Consider the following 25,237-nt stretch of genomic DNA (forward strand, 5'->3'; position numbering starts at 1 on the left):
GAATCCTATGACTAATTCTGTTTAAGATTAGCGCGACGAACAATCCAATAGCTCACAGACAGCGAGAAAATCGCAACGCCTAACCCAATGACTTCGACCCCAGACGTTTTGCTTAAATCTAAAATAATAATCTTTCGAGCCACTGCAATTAATGACGTAACGATCACTAGCTCAACTTGAATGACGTGCTTTTTAAGATAGGCGGTGATGTTTTCTAGAATCTCTAGCGCAATCAAAATATTTAAGAACAGTCCAAATATCTTAAACAGGGTTTCACTAAATCGCGTGTGATTAGGTGAAGTCAGTTCACTCCACAACTCTTGCACCAAAAAAACGCTGAGATCAAAGACGGCAAAGACCGTCACCAACACCATCAGGATCGATAGCACTTTTGAGACTACACTCTCAATGCTTTCTAATCCATGCAGAAAATTTTGGTCTTTGAGACAGTCGCGCGTGCGTTTAACAAAGTTTATCAACAGCCGCATAAGATTTCTCAAGCCAAATCAATGCTGTGAGAATACTCGTCAAAGGGGACAAGCATCAACCGATCGGTAAGATTCGTGACATCTCAATCTTGCAGGTTAGCGATCGGCAAAGCTCTATAGACGTTCTACATCCTCAGGTTCTTATGCTGCTGCGTTCGTTCTAGGGTTTCCAAACACTCAACCCACGGTTTTAGAATCGCAGGAAAGCGCTTGATTCAATTAGGCTCCTCAAAAAGAGTTGGAAAGTCACGACGACCACTTACAACCCGCAAGATTTCGATACCGTCATCCAAAATTCTGTAGAAAATGACATAGCTTTCTAGAGACAGCCCTCGAAGGTCGGGGTGTATTGCTCTATAGCTTTTACCACTATTGGGGGAAACAACGAGTTGTTGACATTTGCTATTGAAAGCACTAAAGAAGCGATCGCCTGCTTCGAGACTACTTTCGTCAAAGTAATCAGCAATTTCGTTGTGATCCCGACTGGCGAGAATGTTGATAACGTAGGAAATTCCTTATGCTTCCACTCATAAAAGTCCTTTGTAAATCGCTTGTACAGAGCGGCTCTAGTTTTGTCACAAACCCGCCTTCAACATCTATGCATATTTAAGTATATTCATTTCAATCGGTGTTAATGAATTGCACATTGCATTGAACTCAGAATTCAATATTAAAATCTATCTTCCGTTCTTTTCGCTGAGGTGTTCAACCACCTGCTGTTCATGTATTTCTTCCCAACAGTTTTGTCAACAGTCCGGACAATTTTAAATCGCCAATGGTGGAATGCGGGTTTCAGCATCATCACTGAGGCAAATACCAACGGTGGAATGCGGGTTTCAGCCTCTGCCTCAAAAAATGTCCGGAGTATTGTTTTGTAGAAAGGATTGATAATGTTGACTTATAGCATTCAAACTAGGCTTGACACTATCTTCTTTTGGAATTTTTATTTTCCTACCATTAAGCTCAGTGTAACTAGTGCCTAATAGCTTGGGAGAAACTATAACTTCGTAATTTTGAGGGTTAACTGAAAGCAAACTCTTATCGAAGAGCGTATGTATATCTGCCCGTAATAGCATTCCGTTTGAAGGATGATTTGTTCCAGCATCCGAGTAGCGAATGATATGAGCCGCTTCCAACGCTGACTCTTCATCGCAACCTGTGATAGCACACGTTCCTTGGTAAACCTTGATTAGTGCTTGTCGAAATTTAGATTGTCCTTTACGCCCCTTAGAATCTTTATTATTCGTAGTCAGTAGGTACTGTAGCTTCTTGGAAAGAAAATCCTGAGGCTCCTCTCCCTCCATTAGACGGACTAATCTTACAAGAACATCATCTTTTTCCTCTAAACTTAACTCAAGTGACTTTATAGATTTCTGATAAGCAGAGACTAGTTTGACATGATCAATATTATGCCAAGGATTGATACTAATTTCTTTGTCAGTAAGATTCTTATCGGAGATAGGGTTCAAAGACTTAGACTTTCCTAACTCCAGGTTCTCTTTTGCTGCTTTCTTCCATAGAAGGACTAGTTCTTTCGATAGCCTGTCTTCACACTCAACTCCATTAGTAAGGTCTATCAGTCTGACAAGAGTGTTTCTCCGTTCATCAGAAGCTAAATTATACTGATTACAGTGTTTTGTCAAAACATAGGCTATCCGCTCCCAGATCAGAATTTCTCTTTCAGGGTGAAAGTCATATATAAAACCTTTAATCCAGTCATTAAGAGTATCGTTTAGTAGTGAGCCTGTGAGTGGATAAATCTTTGTAAGTCTAGCAATCTGGTTATTAGAAAGCTGACTTCTTGCTCTTTTGAGAACGTGGATCTCTTCATAAGCTATTCTCTCCTGTGAGAATTTGCCTGGTTTAAGATTTATAACTTCCACTAACGGACTAGACTTCTTCTTTTTTGACATTGATTAAGTGGTATTCAGTTGGCTTGATAGTACTAACATATTGCATTATTTTGATTGGTTGTGCAAACTTAGAGCCGAATCGATAGCAATGGCATCAGCGCATCGTCCGTGAGCAGTTCACTTTTTTGAGCGGCGACGTTTGAATCGATCGGCACCACCTGCACCGCACACGCCTTCAATTCGGGCTGTTTTGAGTCAGGGCAGCAAGCCGGATGAGTCAACGCATTCGCTTCAGCGTGATTTGCCCAAAGTGCGCCCCAGTGCATCGGCACAAACAAAGTACCCGGCGAGATCGCTTTCGTCACCAACACCGGAAGCCTGACAAACCCGCGCCGCGATCGCACTTCGACCCATTCGTCGTTTTTGACTCCGATCTCCGCCGCATCGCGAGGGTGAATCTCAATAAACGGGTTGGGGTGCATCTTCATGATTTTCTCAATCCGCCCAGTGCGCGTCAGCGTGTGCCAATGCCCATAGAGCCGTCCCGTCGTCAAAACGTAGGGATAGCCTTGATCTGGTGGCTCCGCTAACCCGCGAGAATAATAAGCCGCAAATCGTGCCCGTCCGTCTGGTGTGTGAAAGCGGAGATCGGTATACAACCGTTTAACAGGCTGAGGAATGAGGGCTGAAGGCTGAGGAATGGGCTTTTTCTCTTGGAGCTTTTCAACTTCAATCCGTGCGCCTTTTACCCGTGCACTGATGCTCGGCGCATCTTTTATCCCAATGCTCTCTGCTGTTCCAGAAAGCGGCCACTGCAGCGCCCCTTCTGCACGGAGACGAGCATGACTGATCCCCGACTGATCACAGGGGCGATCGTGGGTGAGTTGAGCAAATTCGCGATAGACTTCGGCAGAGGTGTTGAACGCAAATTGCTTGGTGAAACCGAGACGGCGACCCACTTCGGCGAAGATTGCCCAGTCTGCTCTGGCTTGCCCCGGCGGACTGCGGAACTTGGGACAGAGCGTGACGCGCCGTTCGGAGTTAACCATGACTCCAGTTTTTTCGCTCCACTGAGCCGCCGGAAGCAGCACATGGGCATATGCCGCCGTTTCGGTTGGATAATAGGCATCTTGATAGACGGTGAACGGCGATCGCTTCAGCGCTGCTTTGGTGCGCTCAATGTCGGGCATACTCACCGCCGGGTTGGTGGCAGCTACCCACAATACTCCGACTTCTTCCCGCTCTAAGCCTGTAATCATTTCCCAGCACGTCAACCCTGGAGTCACTGAAATTGCGCCGGGTTCGAGTCGCCAAAATTGCTCAACCGCAGCCCGATCAGCCGGATTGTTAACGAGACGATATCCGGGTAGCAGATGAGAGAGTCCTCCAGCTTCGCGCCCTCCCATCGCGTTGGGCTGACCCGTCAGCGAAAATGGACCCGCTCCAGGCTTACCGATTTGGGCGGTCATCAAATGCAAGTTAATCAGCGCTCTGACTTTCGCCGTTCCTTCGCTTGATTGATTGAGACCCATTGACCACATCGACAAGACTCGCTTTGAGTCGCCCCAATATTTCGCCGCCGTTTCTAAATCTTGCTCTGAGATGCCGCAGCGATGTGCTACTACGTCAGGCGAATAGTGCTGAAGCACCACTGCATAGTCTGAAAAATGAGACGTGTGCCGATCTACAAAATCAGCATCGATTTTGCCCCATTTCAGCAGCAGATGACCGATGCCGTTGAAGAGATCGATATCGGTTCCGGGCTGGATGGCTAGATGCAGATCAGCGACTTCAGCCGTAGGAGTGCAGCGCGGGTCAATGACTACCAATTTGACGTTACTGTCTTGTTTATGGTGCTTCCGCAAGCGGTTGAAGAGAATTGGGTGACACTCAGCGAGGTTGCTGCCTGCAATAAAGGCGCAATCGGTTTCGTCGAGGTCGTCATAGCAGCAGGGCGGACCGTCAGCCCCAAAGCTTTGAATATAGCCCGACACCGCCGACGACATACACAAACGAGAATTGGCATCGAAATTATTCGTGCCCAGGCAGCCTTTCATCAATTTTTGAGCGATGTAGTAGTCTTCAGTTTGAAGCTGACCTGACCCATACATACAAATAGCGTCTGCCCCTTGAGTTTGGTGGACGGTTTGAATGCGATCGCGAATCCGATCGAGCGCTTCATCCCAACTGACTCGTCGAAAGGGTTCATCCAGCGACTCTCGCATCATCGGAAACTGTAAGCGATCTTTATGCAGCGACTCGGCGATCGTGGCTCCTTTAACACAGACCATGCCCTGACTAGAGGGATGGTCGCGATCTCCCCGCACTTGCCAGATCGGAGTGCCTTGCTTGTCGCGCGTGGTTGCCTTGCCGAGCTGCGCGGGGGGAAGCGCTTCTAACCCGCAGCCCACGCCACAATAGGGGCACAGCGTCTTAGTCGAATCAATCATAAGCGTTCGGTGACAGGGGTACGATCGGCGGAGGCAGCGATCTTTTCATAGACCCGCAGTTGCAGACAGGAAATCTGAGCCAAAAGGCTCGTAGCCGCTGCGCGGTGGATATGAATTTCGAGTAGGGCATCTGGTGGGGCTTCAAAAAGCAGGCGTTGTCCTGGAAAGATCAGGTGCTCAAACCTCCAGTTTGGAAGATTGGTGCTTTGAGCCATCTGAAGCTGACTGGTGGCATTGATGTAATAGCAAAGAAAGCGGTCTGTGCGATCAAAAGGCGGAGCGGACGGAAGTTGGGTCATACCAAAAGTCCTTTAGGATCGTGAATTAAATAAGGTCGGTCATTGCAACGTTGACTCGCCCTCACCCTAGCCCTCTCCCAAAAGGAGAGGGAACCGGAATTCTAGCTCCCTTCTCCCCAGGGAGAAGGGTTAGGGGATGAGGGCGAAGATCTCGGCATTAGTAAATCCACGTTCCTTAATGACAGCGCTCAAATGCCCATCCACAGATTTGGGATCTCCGTCGATTCGTTTTACGTAGGCACTATTTTTGCTCGTAGGCGATCGTCGTTTCTGTGTGCCTTAGTACTGCTTCGGTCTCCGGGTCGCAGTCTTGAGCAAACTTAATCACAAACTTAATCATGGGTAGCAAAGCGACTAAATAAGAAATCGAGCGCTTGGTTCCGCAGGGTGTAGTAGTGCGGGTCTTCCATGATTTGCGTGCGAATGCGCGGACGCGGGAAGGGAATATCTAAAATCTCGCCAATCTTAGCGGCAGGTCCGTTGGTCATCATGACGACGCGATCGGCAAGAAAGAGCGCTTCGTCAATGTCGTGAGTGATCATCAGCACGGTGACACGATGCTCAGTCCAAATCTGCAAGAGTTCTTCCTGCAATTCTTCTTTGGTGATCGCATCGAGGGCACCAAACGGCTCATCTAGAATCAGCACTTGCGGATAGATGGCTAAGGCACGCGCGATCGAGACTCGCTGTTTCATGCCGCCCGACAGTTGCCCCGGTTTCTTATTCGCTGCTTCTTCTAACCCGACCATCGCCAGGTGTTTGTGAACGATGTCTTCTTTATCTTTTTTGGGCTTGTCCGGGTAAACCGAATTGACTGCCAGATAGACATTTTCAAAGGCAGTTTTCCAGGGCAGCAGCGAATAGTTTTGGAACACGACCATGCGATCGGGTCCCGGTTGGGTAATCTGTTTTCCCTGAAGGCGAACCTCGCCACTAGAAGGCTGCCGAAAGCCAGACACCATATCGAGCAGGGTGCTTTTGCCACAGCCAGAGTGACCAATGACGCAGACAAATTCCCCCTCACTGACGGTGAGATTCACCTGATCTAAAACCGTGTAGTCTCCGCTTTTAGTCGGATAAACCTTTGACAGGTTATCGACGACGAGAAACGGATCGGGCTGAAGCGTTTGTGGAGTAAAGTCTTCGTTGATTAGAGTCTGCATAGGGAGGAAAGGGGGAATAAGAATGGGTTAGGCAGCGCTTTTGATCCGATTGCTGGGCACATCAAGCAAGACTTCTTCGATGCGAATGTCGTGACTGATCTCTAGAGATTTGAGATACGCGATCGGGTCATTGGGGTTAAACACGACCCCGTCAAACAATGTGAACGAATTGCGGTTTGGCTCGGTGCCGGGATAGCCAACCTGTCTCGCTGCTTCGCCATAAAGTTCGACTTGACGGACGCGATCGAGAATCTCAATCCAGTTTTTAGGAAAGGCGGGAATGATCTCCCATCGAGCAAGCTGGGTCAAAATCCACAGGGCACCGACTCGCTGAGGACAGTTGGTTTGGTCGATGTGAAATTGGTTAAACCGCAGCAGAGATTCGGGTTTGCGATCGCCGCCATAACTATAGGGATCGATGAATCCGGGACGAATATATTTCACGTCAGCCCCAACATATTCAGGCTTTGCCAACAGATTGAGCATCTCTTCGCGGTGGCGACGATCGTCGCAATATTCACACGCTTCGAGCAAAGCTTTCATCAGCGCGAGGTGCGTTTGAGGATGCTGAGTTGCCCAGTCTTCACGCACGCCTAAAACTTTTTCGGGGTGTCCTGTCCACAAATCATGGCTAGTCGTCAGCACCACGCCCAACCCTTCTTGAACGGCGCGAGAATTCCACGGTTCGCCCACACAGAAGCCGTCTAGAGTTCCTGCTTCTAACGCTGCCACCATTTGAGGCGGCGGCACCGTGACGAGATTTACGTCTCGATCGGGGTCAATTCCTGCTGATGCCAGCCAATAGCGCAACAGCAAATTCTGCATCGACGCGGAGTGCACCACGCCTAGTGTGTGAGTTTCTCCGGGCGTTTGGGTGATGAACTGTTTGAAATCTTCGAGAGATCTCACACCGCGATCGTAAAGTTTTTTGCTGATGGTAATCGCATCGCCATTCCGCGACAGCACCATTGCGGTGAGGACGGGCATCGGCGCTTTGCCATTCATGCCGAGGGTCAATCCTAGCGGCATGGCAGCCACCATTTGCGCCGCGTCTAATCGTCCTTCGGTGATGCCTTGGGCGATCGCCTTCCAACTCGGTTCGCGGTGCAGCGTAACTTCTTCTAATCCGTGCTTTTTAAAGAAGCCTTTCTCTTTAGCAATGATCAGCGGCGCACAATCCGTCAGAGGAATAAACCCAATATCGAGATTGACTTTTTCTAGCCCGTTGCGAGCGATCGCCACTTTGACGGTTTCTTTAACTTTGCGCTTTTTGTCTCGCTTTTGCTGATTGAGAAAATAAATGATCTCATTCCGCAGAGCATAGTAGCTGGGGTGACTGACGACCTCCATTCGCGTGCGAGGACGAGGAATGGCGACATCAAGAATCTGACCGATGTGAGCGTCGGGTCCGTTGGTGAGCATGACGATGCGATCGGACAGCAGCAGCGCCTCATCGACATCATGCGTCACCATCAGACACGTCACCTGGCTTTCTTCGCAGATTCGCATCAGTTGCTCTTGCAGATTGCCGCGAGTCAGTGCGTCCAATGCGCCAAACGGCTCATCGAGCAACAGCATTTTGGGACGAATGGCGAGAGCACGAGCGATCGCGACGCGCTGTTTCATGCCGCCCGATAGCTCTTTGGGCTTACGGTGTGCCGCAGGTCTTAACCCCACCAGATCAATGTTTTGCTCGATAATGCCTTTGCGTTCGTCTTTGGGCAAATGCTTTAAGACTTTATCGACTGCCAGGGCAATATTTTCCTGCACGGTCAGCCACGGCAGCAGCGAATAGTTTTGGAACACCATCATGCGCTCGGGTCCCGGACTGGTCACCTGTCGCCCTTCTAGCACTACACCGCCCACGCTGGGTTTGTCCAACCCCGCTACGATGCTGAGCAGGGTAGACTTGCCGCAGCCAGAGTGACCAATCAGCGTCACAAATTCGCCTTGACGAATCTGAAGTTCAATGTTTTTAAGGGCAACATAGCTGCCGCCCCCTGTGAGCGGAAAGACTTTATCAACGTGGTCGATTTCTAAAAAGAAAGACATAGCAGGAGAAGAATGAAGAATCACCAACGATCGGGTTAACTAATTTTCTGAAACAATCAGCGAACCGAGGTAGCTAACCAGTCGATCTAACGCCAAGCCCACTAAACCGACATACAGCACCGCAATAATGATTTCGCTCATGCTATTTTCGTTGCCTGCGTTGTAGGCATCCCAGATAAAAAAGCCGATGCCGCCTTCTGCTTTCAGCATTTCTGCCGCCACGATCGCCAGCCACGCCAAGCCGATGCCAATTCGCAATCCACCAAACACATAGGGCACAGTGGACGGCACCAAAATGTTAAAGAAATATTCTCTCCCCGACAGGCGCAGCACTTTGGCAACGTTGTTATAGTCTTGAGGAATTTGCTGAACGCCCAGCGCAGTGTTGATGACGATCGGCCAAATCGCCGTAATGAAAATCACAAACAACGCGGCTGGGTCGCTGGACTGAAAAATGCCCAGCGCCAGCGGCAACCACGCTAGAGGCGGAACCGTCCGCAACACTTGAATCATGGGGTCAAGACCGCGCCGCATAAATTGACTCATCCCGATTAACACACCGAGGGCAATGCCCACGATCGCCGCGAGCGAATACCCGATCATCACCCGCTGCAAACTGATCCAAATCTGCCAGCCTAACCCTTTAGAGGTGCCGCCATCGTCATAAAACGGGTTGAGAATCAACTCATAGGTTTGCTGCAAAACCCGAATCGGACCCGGCATCTTGGTATCGGGCGCAAGACACAACAACTGCCAAACCGTTAAAAGCACCGCCGTACATACGATCGGCGGAATCAAAAGTTTGGCGTGTTTTTGAATCGTTTCAACAAACGCAGACGACGACGCTGGACGAAGGGAAGGATGAATAGTCATAGGGAGTTGCAGAGGGTTCAGAGAATGCAAGAACAAAAACTTTTGGTTAGGGGCATGATCTTGTCGTGCCCCTAACGCCTTGACTACGCTTTCTTAATCTTGAGGCTACTCAAATATCCTGCGGTATCATTTGCGTCAAATTTGGTGCCATTAAAGAACGTCTCGACCCCACGCGACGAATCTTTGGGAATCGCGGCTTCTTGCCCGATCGCCTTCGCAGCAGCTTTCCACAGGTCTTCACGGTTCACTTTGTCGACCATCTCTTTGATGTTGGTATCCGCCGCAAACTTACCCCAGCGAATGCTTTCGGTGATAAACCAGGCATCGTGATTCTTAAACGGATAGGAAGCTCCATCCCGCCAGAATTTCATCAGCAAATCGCTGTTTTGCAGGGTGCGACCATCGCCAAAATCAAAGTTGCCTTTGGCGCGATCGATGATGTCTTTTACGGGAGCTTTGATGTATTTATCAGCCGACACAATCTCACACATTTCCTGCTTATTTTCGTCTTTATCACACCAAACTTGAGCTTCTTGAATCGCCATCAACAGCGCCTTCGCCGCTTTAGGATTTTTGTCAACCCAATCTGCCCGCATTGAGAACGCTTTTTCGGGGTGCCCCTTCCACATTTCGCCTGTCGTCAGGGCACTATAGCCAAGTTTTTTGTTGACCAGACGACTGTTCCAAGGTTCACCGACGCAAAACGCATCCATCGTTTTGGTTTCCATGTTGGCAACCATCTGAGGCGGCGGAATCACGACCAGATCCACGTCGTTGTCAGGATCGATGCCCCCTGCCGCTAACCAATAGCGCATCCACAAGTCGTGGGTGCCACCGGGAAACGTGACGGCTGCCTTGAATTTTTTGCCAGCCGCCTTTGCCGCATCGACTTTTGCCTTGAGCAATGAGCTATCTACTCCAACTTTCAAGTCTGCATAGTCGTTAGACAGCGAGATGCCTTGCCCGTTGAGGTTGAGACGCGCCAAAATATACATGGGCAGCGGCGTGTTGCCCTTGGTGATCTTGCCTGCTGACATCAGGTAAGGCATGGGGGTCAGAATGTGTGCCCCATCAATGCCGCCTTTGTCAGAGCCGAGTTCGAGGTTGTCACGAGTCACTGCCCAAGAAGTTTGCTTAGTGACTGAGACATCTTTCATCCCATACTTCTCGAAATAGCCTTTTTCTTTGGCGATGACCAACGGGGCGCAATCGGTCAGGGAGATAAATCCGAGCTTGGCAGTGGTCACTTCTGGCGCATCTGCCGTGCCAGAATTCACAGCCGGAACCGCGTTAGGAGTGCCTCCACCTGTCGCAGATTTATTAGGGCTGCTGCACCCATGAACAAGCAGCGTTCCGGCAGCGGTCGCGCCTGCGGTGATGATAAAGTTCCGTCTTGAGAGATTGCTCATTAATCCTATTCCAGTGGTTTCGCTGAGTTTGATTTGCCGCAAGGGGGAACTTGCAGCGTGTGAGGAGGAACGGTGTCAATGGGCAGCCGAGAATAGCGTTTAACTGCCCGGTTAACAGTCTGGTAAATGGACTTGATTACCAATCAAGCCTCGATCGATACCTGACCCACCGGATGAGCGATGCACGTCAGAATAGTTCTAGCGGCGCGATCGTCATCATCTAGTGCGGCAGGGTCGCCGTCATATCGAACTTCACCTGCTAACAGCGTTTGCCTGCAGGTGCCACACGTTCCCGATCGACAGCTACTGTCGAGGTCAATTCCTGCGTGTTCAGCCATCTCTAGAATCGAGCCACCTTCGATCGAGGTGACTGATTGACCAGATTTTGCAAACTGAACCGTGGCAGGAGCCGCGATTGCAGGGGCGGAACTCTGAGACTGCTGAAGAAACTGAAGACTGGTTGGTAACTCGTCTTCGACAGTCACTTCAATTTGAGAAGGCTGACCAACAGGCATTTCTGCGGTGAGATGAGCACCAAATTGCTCAACCAAGATATCTCGCAGAATCGGCTTCAAATCCTCACAGGGAATGCCTTTCCGAACACAGGTGCCCAGATGAGCGTCTTTGCCCACGGTGCCACCCATATAAAGGTCTACCCCTTCCAGCGTGCGCCCGTCTTTGCGGACTTTGGTGCCCATCAAGCCAATATCGGCAACTTGAGGCTGACCGCATGAGTTGGGGCACCCCGTCCAGTGAATGCGAACGGGACGATCGCACGTCAGTTCGGCTTCGAGTTCTTTAATCAATGCAACGGCGCGATTTTTGGTTTCAATCAAGGCAAAGTTGCAGAACTGCGAGCCAGTACACGACACGAGCGCACGAGAAAGATTGTTGGGTCTGTGGGAAAACCGCTCAACGATCGCTTCTTCGAGCAATGCTGAGAGTCGGGAGTCGGGAACGTTGGGCACGATCACATTTTGCTCGACCGTGAGGCGAAGTTCTTCACTTCCATAGACTTCGGCGAGTCGCGCTAAGTCAAACATATCCTGGGCAAACAGCCGCCCTACCGGAACGTGTAGCCCCACATAATTCAAGCCGGGTTGTTTTTGGGAATAGACTCCGATGTGGTCGCGCTTGTCCCAAAGGATCTCATCTTTAAGAGCCGCCGGACGCAGTGAATGTCCGATGTCCTGCTCAACTTCAGAGCGGAACTTCTCGATGCCCCATTCGTCGATCAGCCACATCAGACGAGATTTTTGACGGTTGGCGCGCAGTCCATGATTGCGATAGACCGTGAGAATCGATTCACACATCGCGACCACTTCGCCAGGAGTCACCCACACGTCCATCGGCACGGCGGCTTCGCATCGTTTGGCAGAAAAGAAGCCACCGACCAAAACGTTGAAGCCGAATATGCCGTCTTGATAAGCGGGAACAAAGGCGATGTCGTTGATTTCAGCGTGAACAGAGTTATCTCGACAGCCCGCGATCGCGATATTAAACTTGCGAGGCAGATTGGTAAATTCAGGATTGCCCTGACCATGATTGGTGATCATGTCTTGCACTTGAACTGCCAACTCACGCGTGTCGAACAGTTCATCGCCATCAATCCCGGCGACCGGAGAACCCGTAATGTTGCGAACATTATCCATTCCCGACTGAATGCTGGTCAGCCCCGCTTTCTCAAATCGGTTAAAAATGTCGGGCACATCTTCGATCCGAATGCCGCGCAGTTGCAGGTTTTGGCGAGTGGTCACATCGGCATAGCCGTCTTCGCCGTAGCGCTGCACGATTTCTGCCAACAGCCGCGTCTGTCCACTGGTGATAATGCCATTTGGCAACCGCATCCGCAGCATAAACTTGCCCGGAGTCACCGGACGGAAGAAAACCCCCATCCATTTGAGGCGATGGTCACGATCGGTTTCATCCATCGCTTCCCAGCCGATCTGAGCAAAATAATCCAGTTCAGCCCTCACCGCAAGCCCGTCTTTCTCGGCTTTCAATTTTTCAAACTTATTGAGAGTTACGGCTGATGAAATGGTGTCTGTCATGATGAGCCTGATGGTAATGGGTGTCCGCGCTGAACACGAACGATCAAGAAACTAATTCTGTTGCGAGGTGAGTCAAACTTTAAAGTTAAATCTGTCAACGAGTCGTCATACAGATTTCAACTTTCAGTACATTTAAGGCTTGACAATTTGCTCATGAAGCCAAGGTAGGCGAGATCACAGGGGAGATTCGTATATTTAGTTACTAAATATTTCCAAGTATGAAGTTTGTGCATGGATATGATGCGATTTCAGCATCGAATGGGAGAGTTCTGCTCGCGCTGCATCTGCTGTTAGGATAAAACTTCACATTGCGCTAATTTCGGTAAGGAGCACCCTATGAATCGTCGATCGTTTCTCTCGTGGTTTGGGCTGGGTTGGGCGGTCAGTCGTCTGCCCGTCGCGATGACTGCGATTGTTTCGGGGCTGGCTGGCTGCATTAAGAACTCTGATTCGGCTGCTCTACCGAGTGCAACTGCAATCAATGTTGCCAAAAGTGATGGCTTTCAGTTAATCGGATCAGTTGCCGATCTCGATAAAAATAATCAGATCTTGAGTGAGCAATCTGCGATCGGTCCGGTGCTAGTGGTTCGCAGCCCGACTACGCCCACTGCGGTGCTGGCGGTGAATCCGACCTGCACGCATCAAGGGTGTCTAGTGGCGTGGAAGAGTGAGCGCAAATCTTTTGCGTGTCCCTGTCACAGTGCCGCCTTCACAGCAGATGGAGCGGTGATTCAGGGTCCGGCGCGTAAGCCATTAGGGACTTACCTGGCGAAAATTGAAGGGAATTCGGTTTTGGTGAAAAAGGTATAACGAGTTGAGTGTTGGATTGACGGCTTCGACTTCGGTATAGATGAGTTTTCAGCCTTGCGTAAAGCTGTTTCGCAGATTGAAAGACGATGATATGAAAACGGTTTAAGAGATTCGTCATCATCTGCAAGAAGTGATGCAGAAAGGCAGCCCGTCGGGTTAGACCGAGATTATCGACACGATCGGGCATCTTAGGATTGTGGATTAAACACCTCCGACAATTGCACCGCTTCTTCGCCCTCTAAATTCCCCATTCCGGAGGACTTTGAGACAGCAAGATCAACGTTTCAGCCCTGACCTGAGAGTCAAAGTCTCCCACGAGTTGAGGATTTGGGGGTTTTCCGATGATTCAAACGAAGCGGTAAAGCCCTGTCTCCAAGATGAAGGCAAATCCCGGTTTTATTTAATCCAGACTCCTTAGTTAAAGTGCCCGATCGCGCCGCAGTTGGTTTAGGATGTGCAAAAGCAAACTTAAGCGTACTCCACAGTTTTGTGAGTAAGCGGTTCAGTCATTACCCGCCGAGGAACCGTGCAGCCAACTCATTTTGAACTTTTGCAGCAAGCTCAAACCGCCGCCTATCGAGCAGACTGGGCATTGCTCAATCAACATCTCCAGCACTTGTTAAGCGGAGATTATTCCTCTTGCTCTTTTGATGCAGATCTATCCGCTCTTCTATTAGATCTAGCATTACAGAGTTTAGAGTCTGGAGACTTTCAAGACCGATGGGATGTCGCTAAACTCTTTCCAAGTTTTGGCGTTGGCGCGATCGCCCCCCTGCTCGATCTGCTTCAAGATCAAGACGCTGACTCAGAGGCGCAGTGGTTCGCGATTCGAATCTTAAGTAGCTTTAACCATCCCAGTGTCGTCACCGCGTTAGTCGATCTGCTCAAAACATCCACCAACGAAGACCTGAACGCGATGGCAGTTAACACTCTCGCGGCGATGGGCAGTAGCGCGATCGAGATTCTCACCCCGTTGCTCGATCAAGACAACACGCGCCGATTAGCGACTCAAACCCTGTCTCAGATTCGTCACCCTGCAACAGTGCCCTTGCTGATTGAGATTGTTCACGATCGAGAGGCTAAAGTGCGAGCAACGGCGATCGAAGCTCTCAGCAGTTTCCACACCCCAGACATTACAAGAATTCTGATCCAGGCGCTTAGAGATCCGAGCACACCCGTCAGACGAGCCGCCGTGATCGGACTCGGCTTTTGCACTGCCGAAGTCACAGAACTGGATCTCGCCTCGCATCTGCGTCCGCTCTTGCTCGATTTGAATCTAGACGTGTGCAGACAAACCGCGATCGCCCTTGGTCGGTTAGGCACCCCTGCGGCAACCAGCGTCTTGTTTCAAACGCTGCAATCTCTCAACACGCCGGAATCATTAGCGATCGAGCTTGTCAGAGCCTTGGGCTGGATCGGCACGTCAGACGCACTGCACAATTTGCAGCGCTCGCTGATCCAACTCCCGCTGGCATCTGTTTGTCAAGAAATCTTGGTGGTGTTGGGGCGAGTTGACCATCCCGACCAAAAACGTCAGGCAACCCAAATCTTGCTCGATTTATTGCAACAAGACGGCACCTTTGCTCAATCGGCTTCAGCCCGACAAGCGATCGCCCTCGCTCTAAAACAACTGGGCGACCCGGCGGCGCTCAATCCGTTAATTAATCTTCTTGCCGATCCCCACGTCAGCGTCAGACTGCACGTGATTGCTGCCCTCAAATCTCTCGCCCCTGAAGCCGCCCATCAACGCCTAAAGCAACTGTTTCAAAGTGAACACTCTGGTTCAGAACTGGGACGCGGTGTGGCGATCGCTCTTGAAGAGTGGCACTTTTAAAGAATCGTGAGGTTTAGCGATAAGTTTTGAGCGACAAACTCATCGATTCCTTACCCTCAACCTGTATCAACTCTTACTAAAGTTTTTAATCAAATTCGTTAAGGTCTATAGGAAGTGTCACACTCACTACAAGTTCATGCGTCTAGAGCAGTTGCAGGCATTTCTCGCAGTTGCAGAAACCGGGAGCTTTCAACAAGCCGCCCGAAAATGTAATGTGACGCAATCTACTATCAGTCGTCAGATTCAAGGACTTGAAGCAGAAGTTGGGCTGCCGCTGCTGCACCGCACGGCTCAAGCAAAATTGACCATTGCGGGCGATCGCTTCCTGCCTCACGCCCGCAAAATTTGGAACGAGTGGGGCACCGCCACTCAAGAACTCGCAGACTTGCTAGAAGGCAAGCAACCCGAACTGTGTGTGGCGGCGATTCATTCGGTCTGTGCGTTTCACTTGCCGCCTGTGCTGCAACGGTTTTGCAAAGAGCATCCAGAAGTGCAGTTGCGGGTGACATCATTAGGCAGCGATCGTGCCCTCAAAGTGCTGAAAGATGGGCTGGTCGATCTGGCGATCGTCATGAATAACCGCTTTCTGACTAATAGTCCTGAAATGGTTGTCGATGTCTTATATGACGAGCCTGTCAAAATTCTAATGGCGGCAAATCACCCACTTACCCAGTATGACGCGGTGCCCTGGACAGAATTGGTGCGCTATCCCCAAGTCGTCTTCAAAGATGGCTATGGAATGCAGCGACTCGTTCAAGAACAGTTTCAGCGTCAGGGGGTTGCCCTCAACGCCGTTCTAGAACTCAACACATTAGACGCATTTCGCGGCATCGTTCGTCAAGGAGAACTGATTGCTCTGCTGCCTCAAGGCGCGATTCATGACATTCATCTCGACCCAACGTTGGCATCACGAGCGACGGCTGCCCCGACCTTGACTCGACAGGTTGTGCTGGTGACGACCCATGATCGGCTGCAAATTCCTCCGATTCATCGCTTTCGATCGCTAGTGCATGAGTTAATGCGTCAGCCCAGTGTAGTAATCCCCTCCTTAGTGTCGCCAAAAACTGTAAAGCACGTCTCTTCTCAAGTCGTGGAAAGATAAACGTCTGAAACAAAATTCTTAAGGTTGCTGGATAGAAATTATGAGCAATGCGTTTAGAGAGCTACTGCGAAAAGTGGGCAGTGGACCTCACACCGGGGAAGATTTGAGCCGCGACCAGGCAAAAGCGGCAACTCGGATGATGCTGCTGCAAGAGGCAACTCCGGCTCAGATTGGGGCGTTTATGATTGCCCATCGCATCAAGCGCCCAACTGGGGAAGAACTGGCGGGAATGCTAGACGCTTATCAAGAGTTGGGACCGAGTCTTCAGCCGATCGAGTCTGCCTACCCCGTCACGGTTCTGTGTTTGCCTTACGATGGTCGATCGCGCACGGCTCCGATTAGCCCATTAACGGCTCTGATTTTGACGAGTGCAGGCGTGTCTGTGATTCTGCATGGTGGCGATCGGATGCCCACAAAAGAAGGCGTGCCGTTGATCGAGCTTTGGCAAGAATTGGGCGTACATTGGGAACGGCTGTCGCTCGATCAAGTCCAGCGCGTTTTAGAAACAACAGGGCTAGGATTTGTTTACTTGACAAATCACTTTCCGCTTGCATCGGGACTGGTGACGTATCGCGATCAAATTGGCAAACGTCCCCCGTTTTCTACATTAGAGCTGATGTGGTCGCCCTATGCAGGAGACGCTCATGTGGTCTGTGGCTTTGTGCATCCGCCTACTGAAAATATGTTTCGCGATGCCTTTGCTCGACGCGGAACAACGAACTTCACCACCGTCAAAGGGTTAGAAGGAAGCTGTGACTTGCCGCGCGATCGCACTGCCATCATCGGCATCCACACATCTGAGTTTGAACGGCAGAATCTCGTTCCTCGCGACTATGGGTTTGCTGCAAAAGAAGTCCCTTTAACCTCGACGCACGACTGGGGCGTGGCAGTGCAAGCCGTCTTAGGAGGCAAGCCCTCTGAGCTAACGCAGGCCGCAGTCTGGAATGGCGGTTTCTATCTGTGGCGCTGTGGCGTTTGCCCCGATCTCACCGCAGGGCTTGCCAAGGCTGAAGCCATTCTGACTCAAGGTATCGCGGCTCAAAAGCTCAGTCAGATCTGCAAAGTCACTAAATCTTTAGCATCCGTCAAGTCTTAACCGCTTCTAGCCGACGGGTAAGATCATGCCTTCCTTCGCCAACAAACTGTTTGGGAATATCACCTGCACGTCAGACTCGACTTGATCGAGAAAATCATCGTCGTGGCTGGGGTCGTGGTGAAACATCACGGCTCTCTTGACACCCGCCACCTGAGCGACTTTCAGCGCTTCTTGCCAGGTGGAATGACCCCAGCCAATCTTGGGGGTTTTGGGGTCGTAATATTCTTCGTCGGTGTAGCACGCGTCATAAACCAAAACGTCTGCATCGCGCGACAGGTAGACCAGATTTTCGTCGATGCGGTCAGGATAGTGCTCAGTGTCGGTGGCATAGACGGCAGTGCGACCCCGCCACGTCACCCGATAGCCCAATGCCGAGTTTGGGTGATTTAACGGACCGGTCTCAATGGTAATATCGTCTAGCTGAATGACATCACCCGGCATCAAATCGTGAAACTTCATATCAGACTTCATCACCTGCATCGGCACTGGAAAGTTGGGGTGATGCATCTGATCACTGAGACGCTGCTTCATCGTCGCGCCATTGGGTGCCACGCCTCCATAGATGTGGAAGCAGTTACCTGGCACAAACGCAGGCACAAAAAATGGAAATCCTTGAATGTGATCCCAGTGAGAATGGCTGAAAAACAGGTGTGCTTCGACAGGCGGCTGCTTTAGCAGGTGCTGACCTAAAACCCGCAGACCTGTTCCTCCATCAAAGATCAGGCGTTTACCGCCAACTCGCATCTCTAGACAGGAAGTGTTGCCTCCATAGCGGACGGTTTCACCTCCCGGAGCGGGAATGCTGCCCCGAACGCCCCAAAACTGAATCACAAATTCTGAAGGATTAATCATTTCTAGATTTGTACTTGTCTCAAGAGCGTCTGCTGAGCTGGATTTGGAGCAGTCTGGATGAAACATTTTAGTCAAATTTGTGGATTAGTCACAAACTGCTAGATGAAGGGTTCACGATCGAAGTCACACTCCAACCATTTATCGAAACGGTTGCCCAACCTGGGTTGGTTATTCTTTATGCTACCCATCTCGATTCCGTTGTTACCAATTCAATCAGAATTCAAACTTTATTGATAGGTCAAAGGCTCAAGAAGTTCTTGAGCCTTCTAAGGCGAGATGTGGGCTATTGGCGATAGGCTTTGATGCACTGCTCTACTAAGGGCAGAACTTTATCAACATCCTGCCAGCCGAGGATTTCGGTCACTTTTTTCTCTAGATTCTTATAGGTTCTGAAAAATTCGGCGATCTCATCCAGACGGTGAGATGCCAGATCATTGAGGGATTTGACATTGACATAGCGAGGATCTTTGTCAGGAACACACAAGATTTTTTCGTCGCGATCGCCGCCATCGATCATTTCTAACATCCCGATCGGACGAGCCGCAATTACGCAGCCGGGGAAGGTCGGCTGATCCATAATTACCATGCCGTCTAAAGGATCGCCATCATCTGCCAGCGTGTTGGGGATGAAGCCATAATCATAGGGATATTGCACCGAGGCGTAAAGGACGCGATCGAGCGCGAAGGCATTCAAATCTTTGTCAAATTCATATTTATTTTTGCTGCCTGCGGGAATTTCGACCAGGACGTTGATTAAACCTGGCTTAGGCTGGGCGGGAATGCGAGTTAAATCCACTGCGGTTCTCCAAGCGACGTAAAAAAGAGATGAGGAATGAGGGATGAAACACTAAATTGCAGATCATCGCTGATTCTTCATCCTTGATTTTAGGGGAAGAGGGCGATCGGTTTGATCATCTCGGTTCACGATTTAGATAAATCTTGCCGTCCAAAGCAGCGCTAATGCCGCGATCGCGAACCAGTCAGCTCGCTTAAGCCGCAACTGATGCCACTCAACGCGGTGACGATCGGGGCTGGTAAACCCCCGCACTTTCATCGCGCTAGAGATTTGCTCTGCCCGCAGCAGCAAGTTTTCTAAGAGCCGTTCTGCAACTAACATCCAAACCTGTACGCCGCGACGAAATCCAAGTTTTTTCCAGTTGATTGCACGAGTTTTAATCGATCGGACTAAGTTCTGAAACTCCTCTAGCACGAGAGGAATAAAGCGCAGGGAAAGCGTCAGCGTCAGCGCAATCTCGGTAACGGGCACCCCAAATCGTCGCAGAGGACTCATTAAATCTTCGATTCCGGCAGTGATTTCTTCAGGGGCAGTGGTGAGGAGATAAAGATTGGTGCTGTAGAGGAGGGTGAATAAAAGGGTGCTGAGCCGGATAGCGAGGTCGAGCGATCGCCGCGTTACTGTCAACGGACCTCGCTTCAGCAAGACGTAGTGATAGTCAGTAGGTTGAGGCAGATCAGGACGTTTAAGCGCTTCAGTCGCCGCGTTTTGAGCAGTAGGTTTGCCAAGGTTAAACGGGTTATACCAAGCGGGAGGTGGCACAGGTGCAGACAGCGTACTCGATTGCTGAACAAATGCCAGTTCGTTTTCGGGCAGTCGAGATTGATGATTGGCGTTTAAACCATCCGGCGCGATCGACACCAGCGAAAACACATAGAGCGCCAGCAGCGCCAGCCACCCAATCTGCTGCTTCCACACTCGCAGAGGAATCATCGCCGACAGAGTGAGCAGCACCAAAAAAGCCACCAGAAAGATCCGCCACTCTGGGCTTGCCAGCAGAGGAGTCGCCAAAAAACTCATCAGCCACGCCAGCTTGACGCGGGGATCAAGTCGGTGCAGCCAGGTAATGGGGTGTTCTAGATAGAGACCGAGGGGGAGCGATCGGAGTAAATCCATTTGGGTTTGGATTCTGGATTGAGGAATTTCACATCAGATTTCAGAGTTCAGATTGAAATCTGTTGTCTAAGACTTGCTAAACTCTTAGACCTTTGTTCTCACCTTGATCGCTCGGTTCACACTGCCGCGTTCCATCTCGCGCACCTTCTTGCCGCGCCATAAGAGACGAATCGGCGTGCCTTTAAATCCTAGAGATTGACGGAACTGCCGCTCAACATAGCGACGATAGGCTTCGCCAAATAAGGTGGGATCGTTGACAAATAGCGCGATCGTCGGCGGACGGGTGCTGACTTGCGTGCCATAGTAGATTCTGCCTTGACGACCTTGGCGCGTGGTAGGCGGTGAGTGCCATCTAGCCGCGTCTTCTAGCACTTCGTTGATTACAGAGGTGCTGACTCGGCGCTTGTGCTGTTCGGCAGCAATATCGACCAGTTCAAAAATCTTCTCGACTCGCTGACCCGTTTCGGCACTAATGAAAATGGTTTCTGCCCATTCGAGGAAGTGCAAGCGACTGCCGATCAGCTTTTCATATTCATAAATAGTGGTCGAGTCTTTCTCGATCGCGTCCCATTTATTCACGACGATAATGCAGCCGCGACCTTCGTCTGCGATGCGTCCCGCAAGTTTTTGGTCTTGCTCGGTGACTCCATCAACGGCATCTAAAACAAACAGCACCACGTCGGAGCGATCGATCGCTTTGAATGCTCGGTTGATGCCAAAGAATTCAGGTCCATATTCGACGTTCTTTTTCTTGCGAATTCCGGCGGTATCGATGAGGCGATAGGACTTGTCTCCACGCTCGACGACCATATCGATCGCGTCTCGCGTCGTGCCAGAAATCGGACTGACGATCGATCGCTTTTCTCCGACAAAAGCGTTGAGCAAGCTAGATTTGCCCACGTTGGGGCGACCGACGATCGCGACGCGAGTCTCTTGGGGTTCTTCGATTTCACTATTTTCAGGCAGATGAGTTAGGAGTTGCTCCATCAATTCGCCTGTGCCGTTGCCGTGAATGCCAGAGACCGGGAAGGGTTCACCGATGCCCAGACTCCAAAACTCGGCGGCTTGAGTCAGCCCACTCTCTAGCGATTCACATTTGTTGACTGCCAGCAAAACGGGAACGGGCTGTTGACGTAACCATCGAGCGATTTCTTCGTCGGCAGTGGTTAAGCCCTCTTTGCCATCCACGATAAAGATCGCCGCGCTCGACTCTGCCAAGGCTGCTAAGGCTTGTTCACGAATCAGAGGCAAAAACTCGGTGTCGTCGTCAAACACCAAGCCGCCTGTATCAACGACTAAGAAGTCTCGATCGCCCCAGAAGGCGTTTTTATAAGTCCGATCGCGGGTTACGCCAGGTTCATCAAAGACGATCGCGTCTTGCACCTTCGCGAAACGGTTGACGAGGGTTGACTTGCCCACGTTGGGACGACCAATGATAGCAACAATAGGCAAGGACATAAGCAAGGAGGGATGAGGGGTGAAAAAATTGGGCTGAAGGAGAACACTATCGAGTTTTCATCAGCATCCCATTCTAACGAGTTTATACAAAAGTTTGTGGATAGTTTTATTGAGTGTGTTATGAGAACAGGACAGAATCGCGTCACTAGATTCAGGTCGAAGGCTCAACCCACACTCTCATTTCAGTGAGTTGCAACGGTCCAAACTGGGTGGCTAGAGCGACATCGGCGGCATCTCGCCCATAGGCGATCGCGACTCGATTTCCTCGCGGTTGTGATTGAGTGGCATCAAACGTAAACCAACGCCCCTGCGGAGTGTCACTTTGCATTTCGCCGACAAATGCCTCAAACCACGCATGGAGATCCATTGGGTCAAGCTGATAGAGATAGCCTACGACCATTCTTGCTGCAATGTTGAGACTTCGACAGAGAGCGATTCCCAAATGGGCAAAATCTCGACAGACTCCGACCCGATCGTGCGCCGTCTCATAGGCTGAAGTCGAGGCATCGCTGGTGCCATATTGATATTTAATTTGGGTGTGAATCCAGTCTCGAATGGCTTCTACCTGGTCATATCCAGGAGTCCGATCGCCCACAATCTCGGTCGCCAAATCACCCAAGCGATCGGAGGGGCAATAGCGACTCGGCAGCAAAAACTGAAGCACATCATCGGGGACGTATTGCACCGGGACGAACGGGGCACCTGGGGCGACATCGATTTGGTCGGCGGTTTCTGCGCTGGCGATCGCGCGGACTCGAAACGCACCTTGAGGAGTCAGCAATCGTTGACACAAATTGCCATAGCTGTCGGTATATTCCACCATCGGGACGCTTGGCTCTAGCAAATATTCTTCACGAAAAACCCATTGTCCTAACCCGCTTCGAGGTCTGAGCATGAGAATTAAAGGCGTTGGAGCACTCGCTTCAAATAAGATTTCACATCCGGCATCCAACCGCATCGTTTTTTGCTCTCTGACTACTTAAATAGTTTATCCAAGAATCTCGGTGTAATGCTCCACCACGGGAAACGGGTCATAAAAACAGTGGAGTCGCTGTTTCCAGGTTTGATAATCGGGGGATTGGCGAAACCCGATCGTGTGTGCTTCCAGGGTCTCCCACCGCACGAGTAAGAGATAGCGATCGTCTACCTCGACGCACTTTTTCAGATCGTGAGATAAATATCCCGGCATTGAAGCGATGATGGGAGAGGCTTTTCTAAAAGCAGTCTCAAATTCACCGCTCAATCCTGATTTAATCGTGAGAATTGCGACTTCAAGAATCATAACCGTTCAGCATTTTCAACACGCATCTGAGAAATTTATTTAATAGCAACCCCTTTGTAAAAATAACCGATGACTGCGGACAAATCTTGTGGTTGAAATTCGTCGATCGTCACTTGCCCAAACTGACGCTCAACCAACTGTCGGATGTCTCGATCGAGGTGACACCCATCGGCAATCACTTTCTGAATCGGCGTTAGACGATGCTGCCACACCTGAGTTTTAGCATCGCGACTCAGCCCATGTTCAACAAAAAAGAACCGTCCTCCAGGCTTGAGAACTCGGTGAATCTCTTGCAGGGCTTGCTCGACTTTGGCAATGCTGCACAGAGTCCAGGTGCTGACGACGCTATCAAACTGACAATCGCCGATCGGCAAGCTTTCACCATTTAAAACTCGATGATCGACGACAATTCCTGATTCTCGGATGCGTTTCTGTGCGATCGCACTCATGCCAGGGTTTGCATCAATGGCAGTTAACTTTTGCAGATCAGACGGATAGTAGGGCAAATTTAACCCCGTCCCAAACCCGATCTCTAAAGTGTCTCCTGTGACCTGAGATAAAAGCTCTCCGCGATACTGCGAGAACGTCTGATCTGACATTGCCCAATCTAACAATCGAGGCAGCAGAAATTGAGAGTAGGGATTCATAATTAATGGATTTTGGCTTGTTTAGAGCGATCGAGATCTGGCTCAAGATCATTCTCGTTGACCCAAAGCGCTTTGTGACCATCAGAAATTTGGCAGAGATAAAAAGCCCCATCGTGAATCACCTGCTCGACTTTGATAACCTCCCAACCCTCACCACCGCGATAGTGAACTCGATCGCCCACTTTAAACGCGCAAGTTTGCTGTTGAGACGTATGCACCAAAATCGAATCGAGCGATCGCCCTAGACCAATCGCTCCTCGCTGAAGCCAAGGAGTTGCTGAGTCTGCCAAGATTGCCAAACCTAAAGTCACGATCGCCATAATGGGAAGGGATTGATAATACAACGCAAGCTGATCGTGAACCAGTAGATCGATAACTCGACCGACCACGAAATTGTGAATCAGAAAATAGCTATAGCTATGAATTCCTAGCCAAACCATGATGGACTGGAGCCGAAACGTTTTAGAAATAGAACGAAAAATCACCATGCAGCAGAGCGTTAGCCCGATCGCGATTAAGAAATCAGAAAAAATCCAGCCAAATCGATAAAACTGACAGATAAACCCAAGACCATAAATTGGGATTCCGACGAGTAATGCTTTAGAAGGCTTCCAGTAAACTGCACCTTTGCCTTGTAAATAAGATTGTGCAACCACCATTCCCACCACAAAAGTGCTCAGTTTTGCAATGAATGGAAGAAAAGGTTGCCAATCGCTTGGCGTATCCAGAATAATGTAGGTTGGATGTCCACCAAAGACATAAACTGCAAAAGCTCGGTAGATTAGCGTTATTAAAAGGCTAATCGTCAATAGATTACGCGCCCCCCAACGCTGAAGAAAGTGCCACAGTAATGGGAAGACCAATGTAAGGCTGAGGATCAGTGGAACAAACCACCAAGGTCCGCTCGTAGGTAATAGCACACCTCCACTGTAATCAAACAACAGCGGAAAAGTCAGTCCTCCAAAGGTGTGCCAAGCATCGGGTGCATAGCTATTCGTAATTTTACCGATCGCCCACAGCACAGGATAAGCTAGCCATGCTACCGTCCAAAACGGTAAAAGAATTCGCAGCGATCGTCGATTGAGAAAGGGTTTAATTTCTAAGGGCTTTCCCTTCAGCGACAATACTAAGCTGAAGCCACTAATCAATACAAAAACGTCTACAAACTGAAAGCCAAACCAGACAGGAACGCTAGCAAGTTGAGCAAAAAAACCTGAACCCAGATGATGAGCAGCGCTTAAAATCTGTTGCCCATTGCTCCACAGTCCAGTCGGTTGAGGCGTATAACTATAGTGAGTAAATAATAGCTGAGAGTGATAGAGCAGCAGCATTACGGCTGCAAAAATACGAATTCCTTCTAGCCACGCCAGACGCTGCACTCTTATCTCTTTAGAATCACTCATTCTCAAACAATCTCTTAGTCAATCAGTCCAACGATTCGCCTAAATTCTTACGAAATTCTAGACGCTCATCGACCCAATGGGATCGAGACTCTACCATACATGCCATCTCATTCTGGTAGTCGAGAGTTCTGTGAAAATCTATCTAAGTGCTTAACAGACTTAAAGATCCATGTTCAAAGGCATCTCTCACAAGACAAGGGTTT

General features: G+C 50.0%; 22 protein-coding genes. 4 read left to right on the plus strand and 18 right to left on the minus strand.

What is annotated here, in order from left to right; translation table 11 throughout:
* Positions 1-11 precede the first annotated feature (11 nt).
* The 10 genes from A8707_RS02145 to A8707_RS02185 form a co-directional block, all read right to left on the minus strand.
* Positions 12-488, minus strand: coding sequence for a phosphate-starvation-inducible PsiE family protein (locus A8707_RS02145; protein WP_068814656.1), 477 nt, complete (start codon positions 486-488; stop codon positions 12-14).
* 215 nt (positions 489-703) lie between these two features.
* Positions 704-1,000 carry a type II toxin-antitoxin system RelE/ParE family toxin gene (locus A8707_RS26655; protein ID WP_074382450.1) on the minus strand — a complete coding sequence of 99 codons (297 nt, stop codon included), beginning with the start codon at positions 998-1,000 and terminating at the stop codon, positions 704-706.
* A gap of 336 nt (positions 1,001-1,336) precedes the next feature.
* Positions 1,337-2,401 (minus strand): HNH endonuclease, encoded by a 1,065-nt coding sequence (locus A8707_RS02150; protein ID WP_068814657.1) that lies wholly within the window; start codon positions 2,399-2,401, stop codon positions 1,337-1,339.
* A gap of 68 nt (positions 2,402-2,469) precedes the next feature.
* On the minus strand, positions 2,470-4,791 hold the full coding sequence (locus A8707_RS02155) for a molybdopterin oxidoreductase family protein (RefSeq protein WP_068814658.1): 2,322 nt from the start codon (positions 4,789-4,791) through the stop codon (positions 2,470-2,472).
* Positions 4,788-5,090, minus strand: coding sequence for a DUF1830 domain-containing protein (locus tag A8707_RS02160; RefSeq protein WP_068814660.1), 303 nt, complete (start codon positions 5,088-5,090; stop codon positions 4,788-4,790). The genes A8707_RS02155 and A8707_RS02160 overlap by 4 nt, the downstream gene beginning before the upstream one ends.
* A 332-nt stretch (positions 5,091-5,422) precedes the next feature.
* Positions 5,423-6,253 carry a nitrate ABC transporter ATP-binding protein gene (locus A8707_RS02165; protein ID WP_068814662.1) on the minus strand — a complete coding sequence of 277 codons (831 nt, stop codon included), beginning with the start codon at positions 6,251-6,253 and terminating at the stop codon, positions 5,423-5,425.
* 27 nt (positions 6,254-6,280) lie between these two features.
* Positions 6,281-8,305 carry an ABC transporter ATP-binding/substrate-binding protein gene (locus tag A8707_RS02170; RefSeq protein ID WP_068814664.1) on the minus strand — a complete coding sequence of 675 codons (2,025 nt, stop codon included), beginning with the start codon at positions 8,303-8,305 and terminating at the stop codon, positions 6,281-6,283.
* 39 nt (positions 8,306-8,344) lie between these two features.
* Positions 8,345-9,178 (minus strand): nitrate ABC transporter permease, encoded by an 834-nt coding sequence (gene ntrB / locus A8707_RS02175; protein WP_068814666.1) that lies wholly within the window; start codon positions 9,176-9,178, stop codon positions 8,345-8,347.
* Positions 9,179-9,261: 83 nt separating this feature from the next.
* Entirely contained in the window at positions 9,262-10,587 is a 1,326-nt protein-coding gene (locus tag A8707_RS02180) for a CmpA/NrtA family ABC transporter substrate-binding protein (RefSeq protein WP_068814667.1), read from the minus strand.
* Between the two features lie 143 nt (positions 10,588-10,730).
* Entirely contained in the window at positions 10,731-12,638 is a 1,908-nt protein-coding gene (locus A8707_RS02185) for a ferredoxin--nitrite reductase (RefSeq protein WP_068814668.1), read from the minus strand.
* A 336-nt stretch (positions 12,639-12,974) separates the two neighbouring features.
* On the opposite strand from A8707_RS02185, the gene A8707_RS02190 reads away from it, so the two are divergent.
* From A8707_RS02190 to A8707_RS02205, 4 genes are all read left to right on the plus strand, one after another.
* Positions 12,975-13,448, plus strand: coding sequence for a QcrA and Rieske domain-containing protein (locus tag A8707_RS02190; protein ID WP_068814670.1), 474 nt, complete (start codon positions 12,975-12,977; stop codon positions 13,446-13,448).
* A gap of 526 nt (positions 13,449-13,974) precedes the next feature.
* Entirely contained in the window at positions 13,975-15,282 is a 1,308-nt protein-coding gene (locus tag A8707_RS02195) for a HEAT repeat domain-containing protein (RefSeq protein ID WP_068814672.1), read from the plus strand.
* Between the two features lie 136 nt (positions 15,283-15,418).
* On the plus strand, positions 15,419-16,384 hold the full coding sequence (locus A8707_RS02200) for a LysR family transcriptional regulator (protein WP_068814674.1): 966 nt from the start codon (positions 15,419-15,421) through the stop codon (positions 16,382-16,384).
* A 40-nt stretch (positions 16,385-16,424) separates the two neighbouring features.
* On the plus strand, positions 16,425-17,480 hold the full coding sequence (locus A8707_RS02205) for an anthranilate phosphoribosyltransferase family protein (RefSeq protein ID WP_068814675.1): 1,056 nt from the start codon (positions 16,425-16,427) through the stop codon (positions 17,478-17,480).
* 6 nt (positions 17,481-17,486) lie between these two features.
* Here A8707_RS02205 and A8707_RS02210 read toward each other — a convergent pair whose 3' ends face one another.
* The 8 genes from A8707_RS02210 to A8707_RS02245 form a co-directional block, all read right to left on the minus strand.
* Positions 17,487-18,332: an MBL fold metallo-hydrolase gene (locus A8707_RS02210; RefSeq protein WP_068814676.1), complete on the minus strand. Its 846-nt coding sequence runs from the start codon at positions 18,330-18,332 to the stop codon at positions 17,487-17,489.
* A gap of 283 nt (positions 18,333-18,615) precedes the next feature.
* Complete coding sequence (locus tag A8707_RS02215; protein ID WP_068814677.1) at positions 18,616-19,128, minus strand: inorganic diphosphatase; 513 nt, start codon at positions 19,126-19,128, stop codon at positions 18,616-18,618.
* Positions 19,129-19,260: 132 nt separating this feature from the next.
* The gene (locus tag A8707_RS02220) at positions 19,261-20,244 is read right to left on the minus strand and encodes an energy-coupling factor transporter transmembrane component T family protein (RefSeq protein ID WP_068814679.1); all 984 of its coding nucleotides are present in this window, start codon (positions 20,242-20,244) and stop codon (positions 19,261-19,263) included.
* 84 nt (positions 20,245-20,328) lie between these two features.
* Positions 20,329-21,702: a ribosome biogenesis GTPase Der gene (der, locus tag A8707_RS02225; RefSeq protein WP_068814681.1), complete on the minus strand. Its 1,374-nt coding sequence runs from the start codon at positions 21,700-21,702 to the stop codon at positions 20,329-20,331.
* Between the two features lie 151 nt (positions 21,703-21,853).
* Positions 21,854-22,660, minus strand: a complete 807-nt coding sequence (locus A8707_RS02230; RefSeq protein WP_068814682.1) for a transglutaminase domain-containing protein — start codon at positions 22,658-22,660, stop codon at positions 21,854-21,856.
* Between the two features lie 30 nt (positions 22,661-22,690).
* The gene (locus tag A8707_RS02235) at positions 22,691-22,984 is read right to left on the minus strand and encodes an antibiotic biosynthesis monooxygenase family protein (protein WP_068814685.1); all 294 of its coding nucleotides are present in this window, start codon (positions 22,982-22,984) and stop codon (positions 22,691-22,693) included.
* 35 nt (positions 22,985-23,019) lie between these two features.
* Positions 23,020-23,631: a class I SAM-dependent methyltransferase gene (locus A8707_RS02240; protein WP_068814687.1), complete on the minus strand. Its 612-nt coding sequence runs from the start codon at positions 23,629-23,631 to the stop codon at positions 23,020-23,022.
* 2 nt (positions 23,632-23,633) lie between these two features.
* A complete protein-coding gene (locus tag A8707_RS02245) occupies positions 23,634-25,034 on the minus strand; it encodes an acyltransferase family protein (protein ID WP_068814690.1) in 1,401 nt (466 codons plus the stop codon).
* Positions 25,035-25,237: the final 203 nt, after the last annotated feature.

The sequence above is a fragment of the Phormidesmis priestleyi BC1401 genome (genome assembly GCF_001650195.1).
Lineage (GTDB): Bacteria > Cyanobacteriota > Cyanobacteriia > Leptolyngbyales > Leptolyngbyaceae > Phormidesmis_A > Phormidesmis_A priestleyi_B.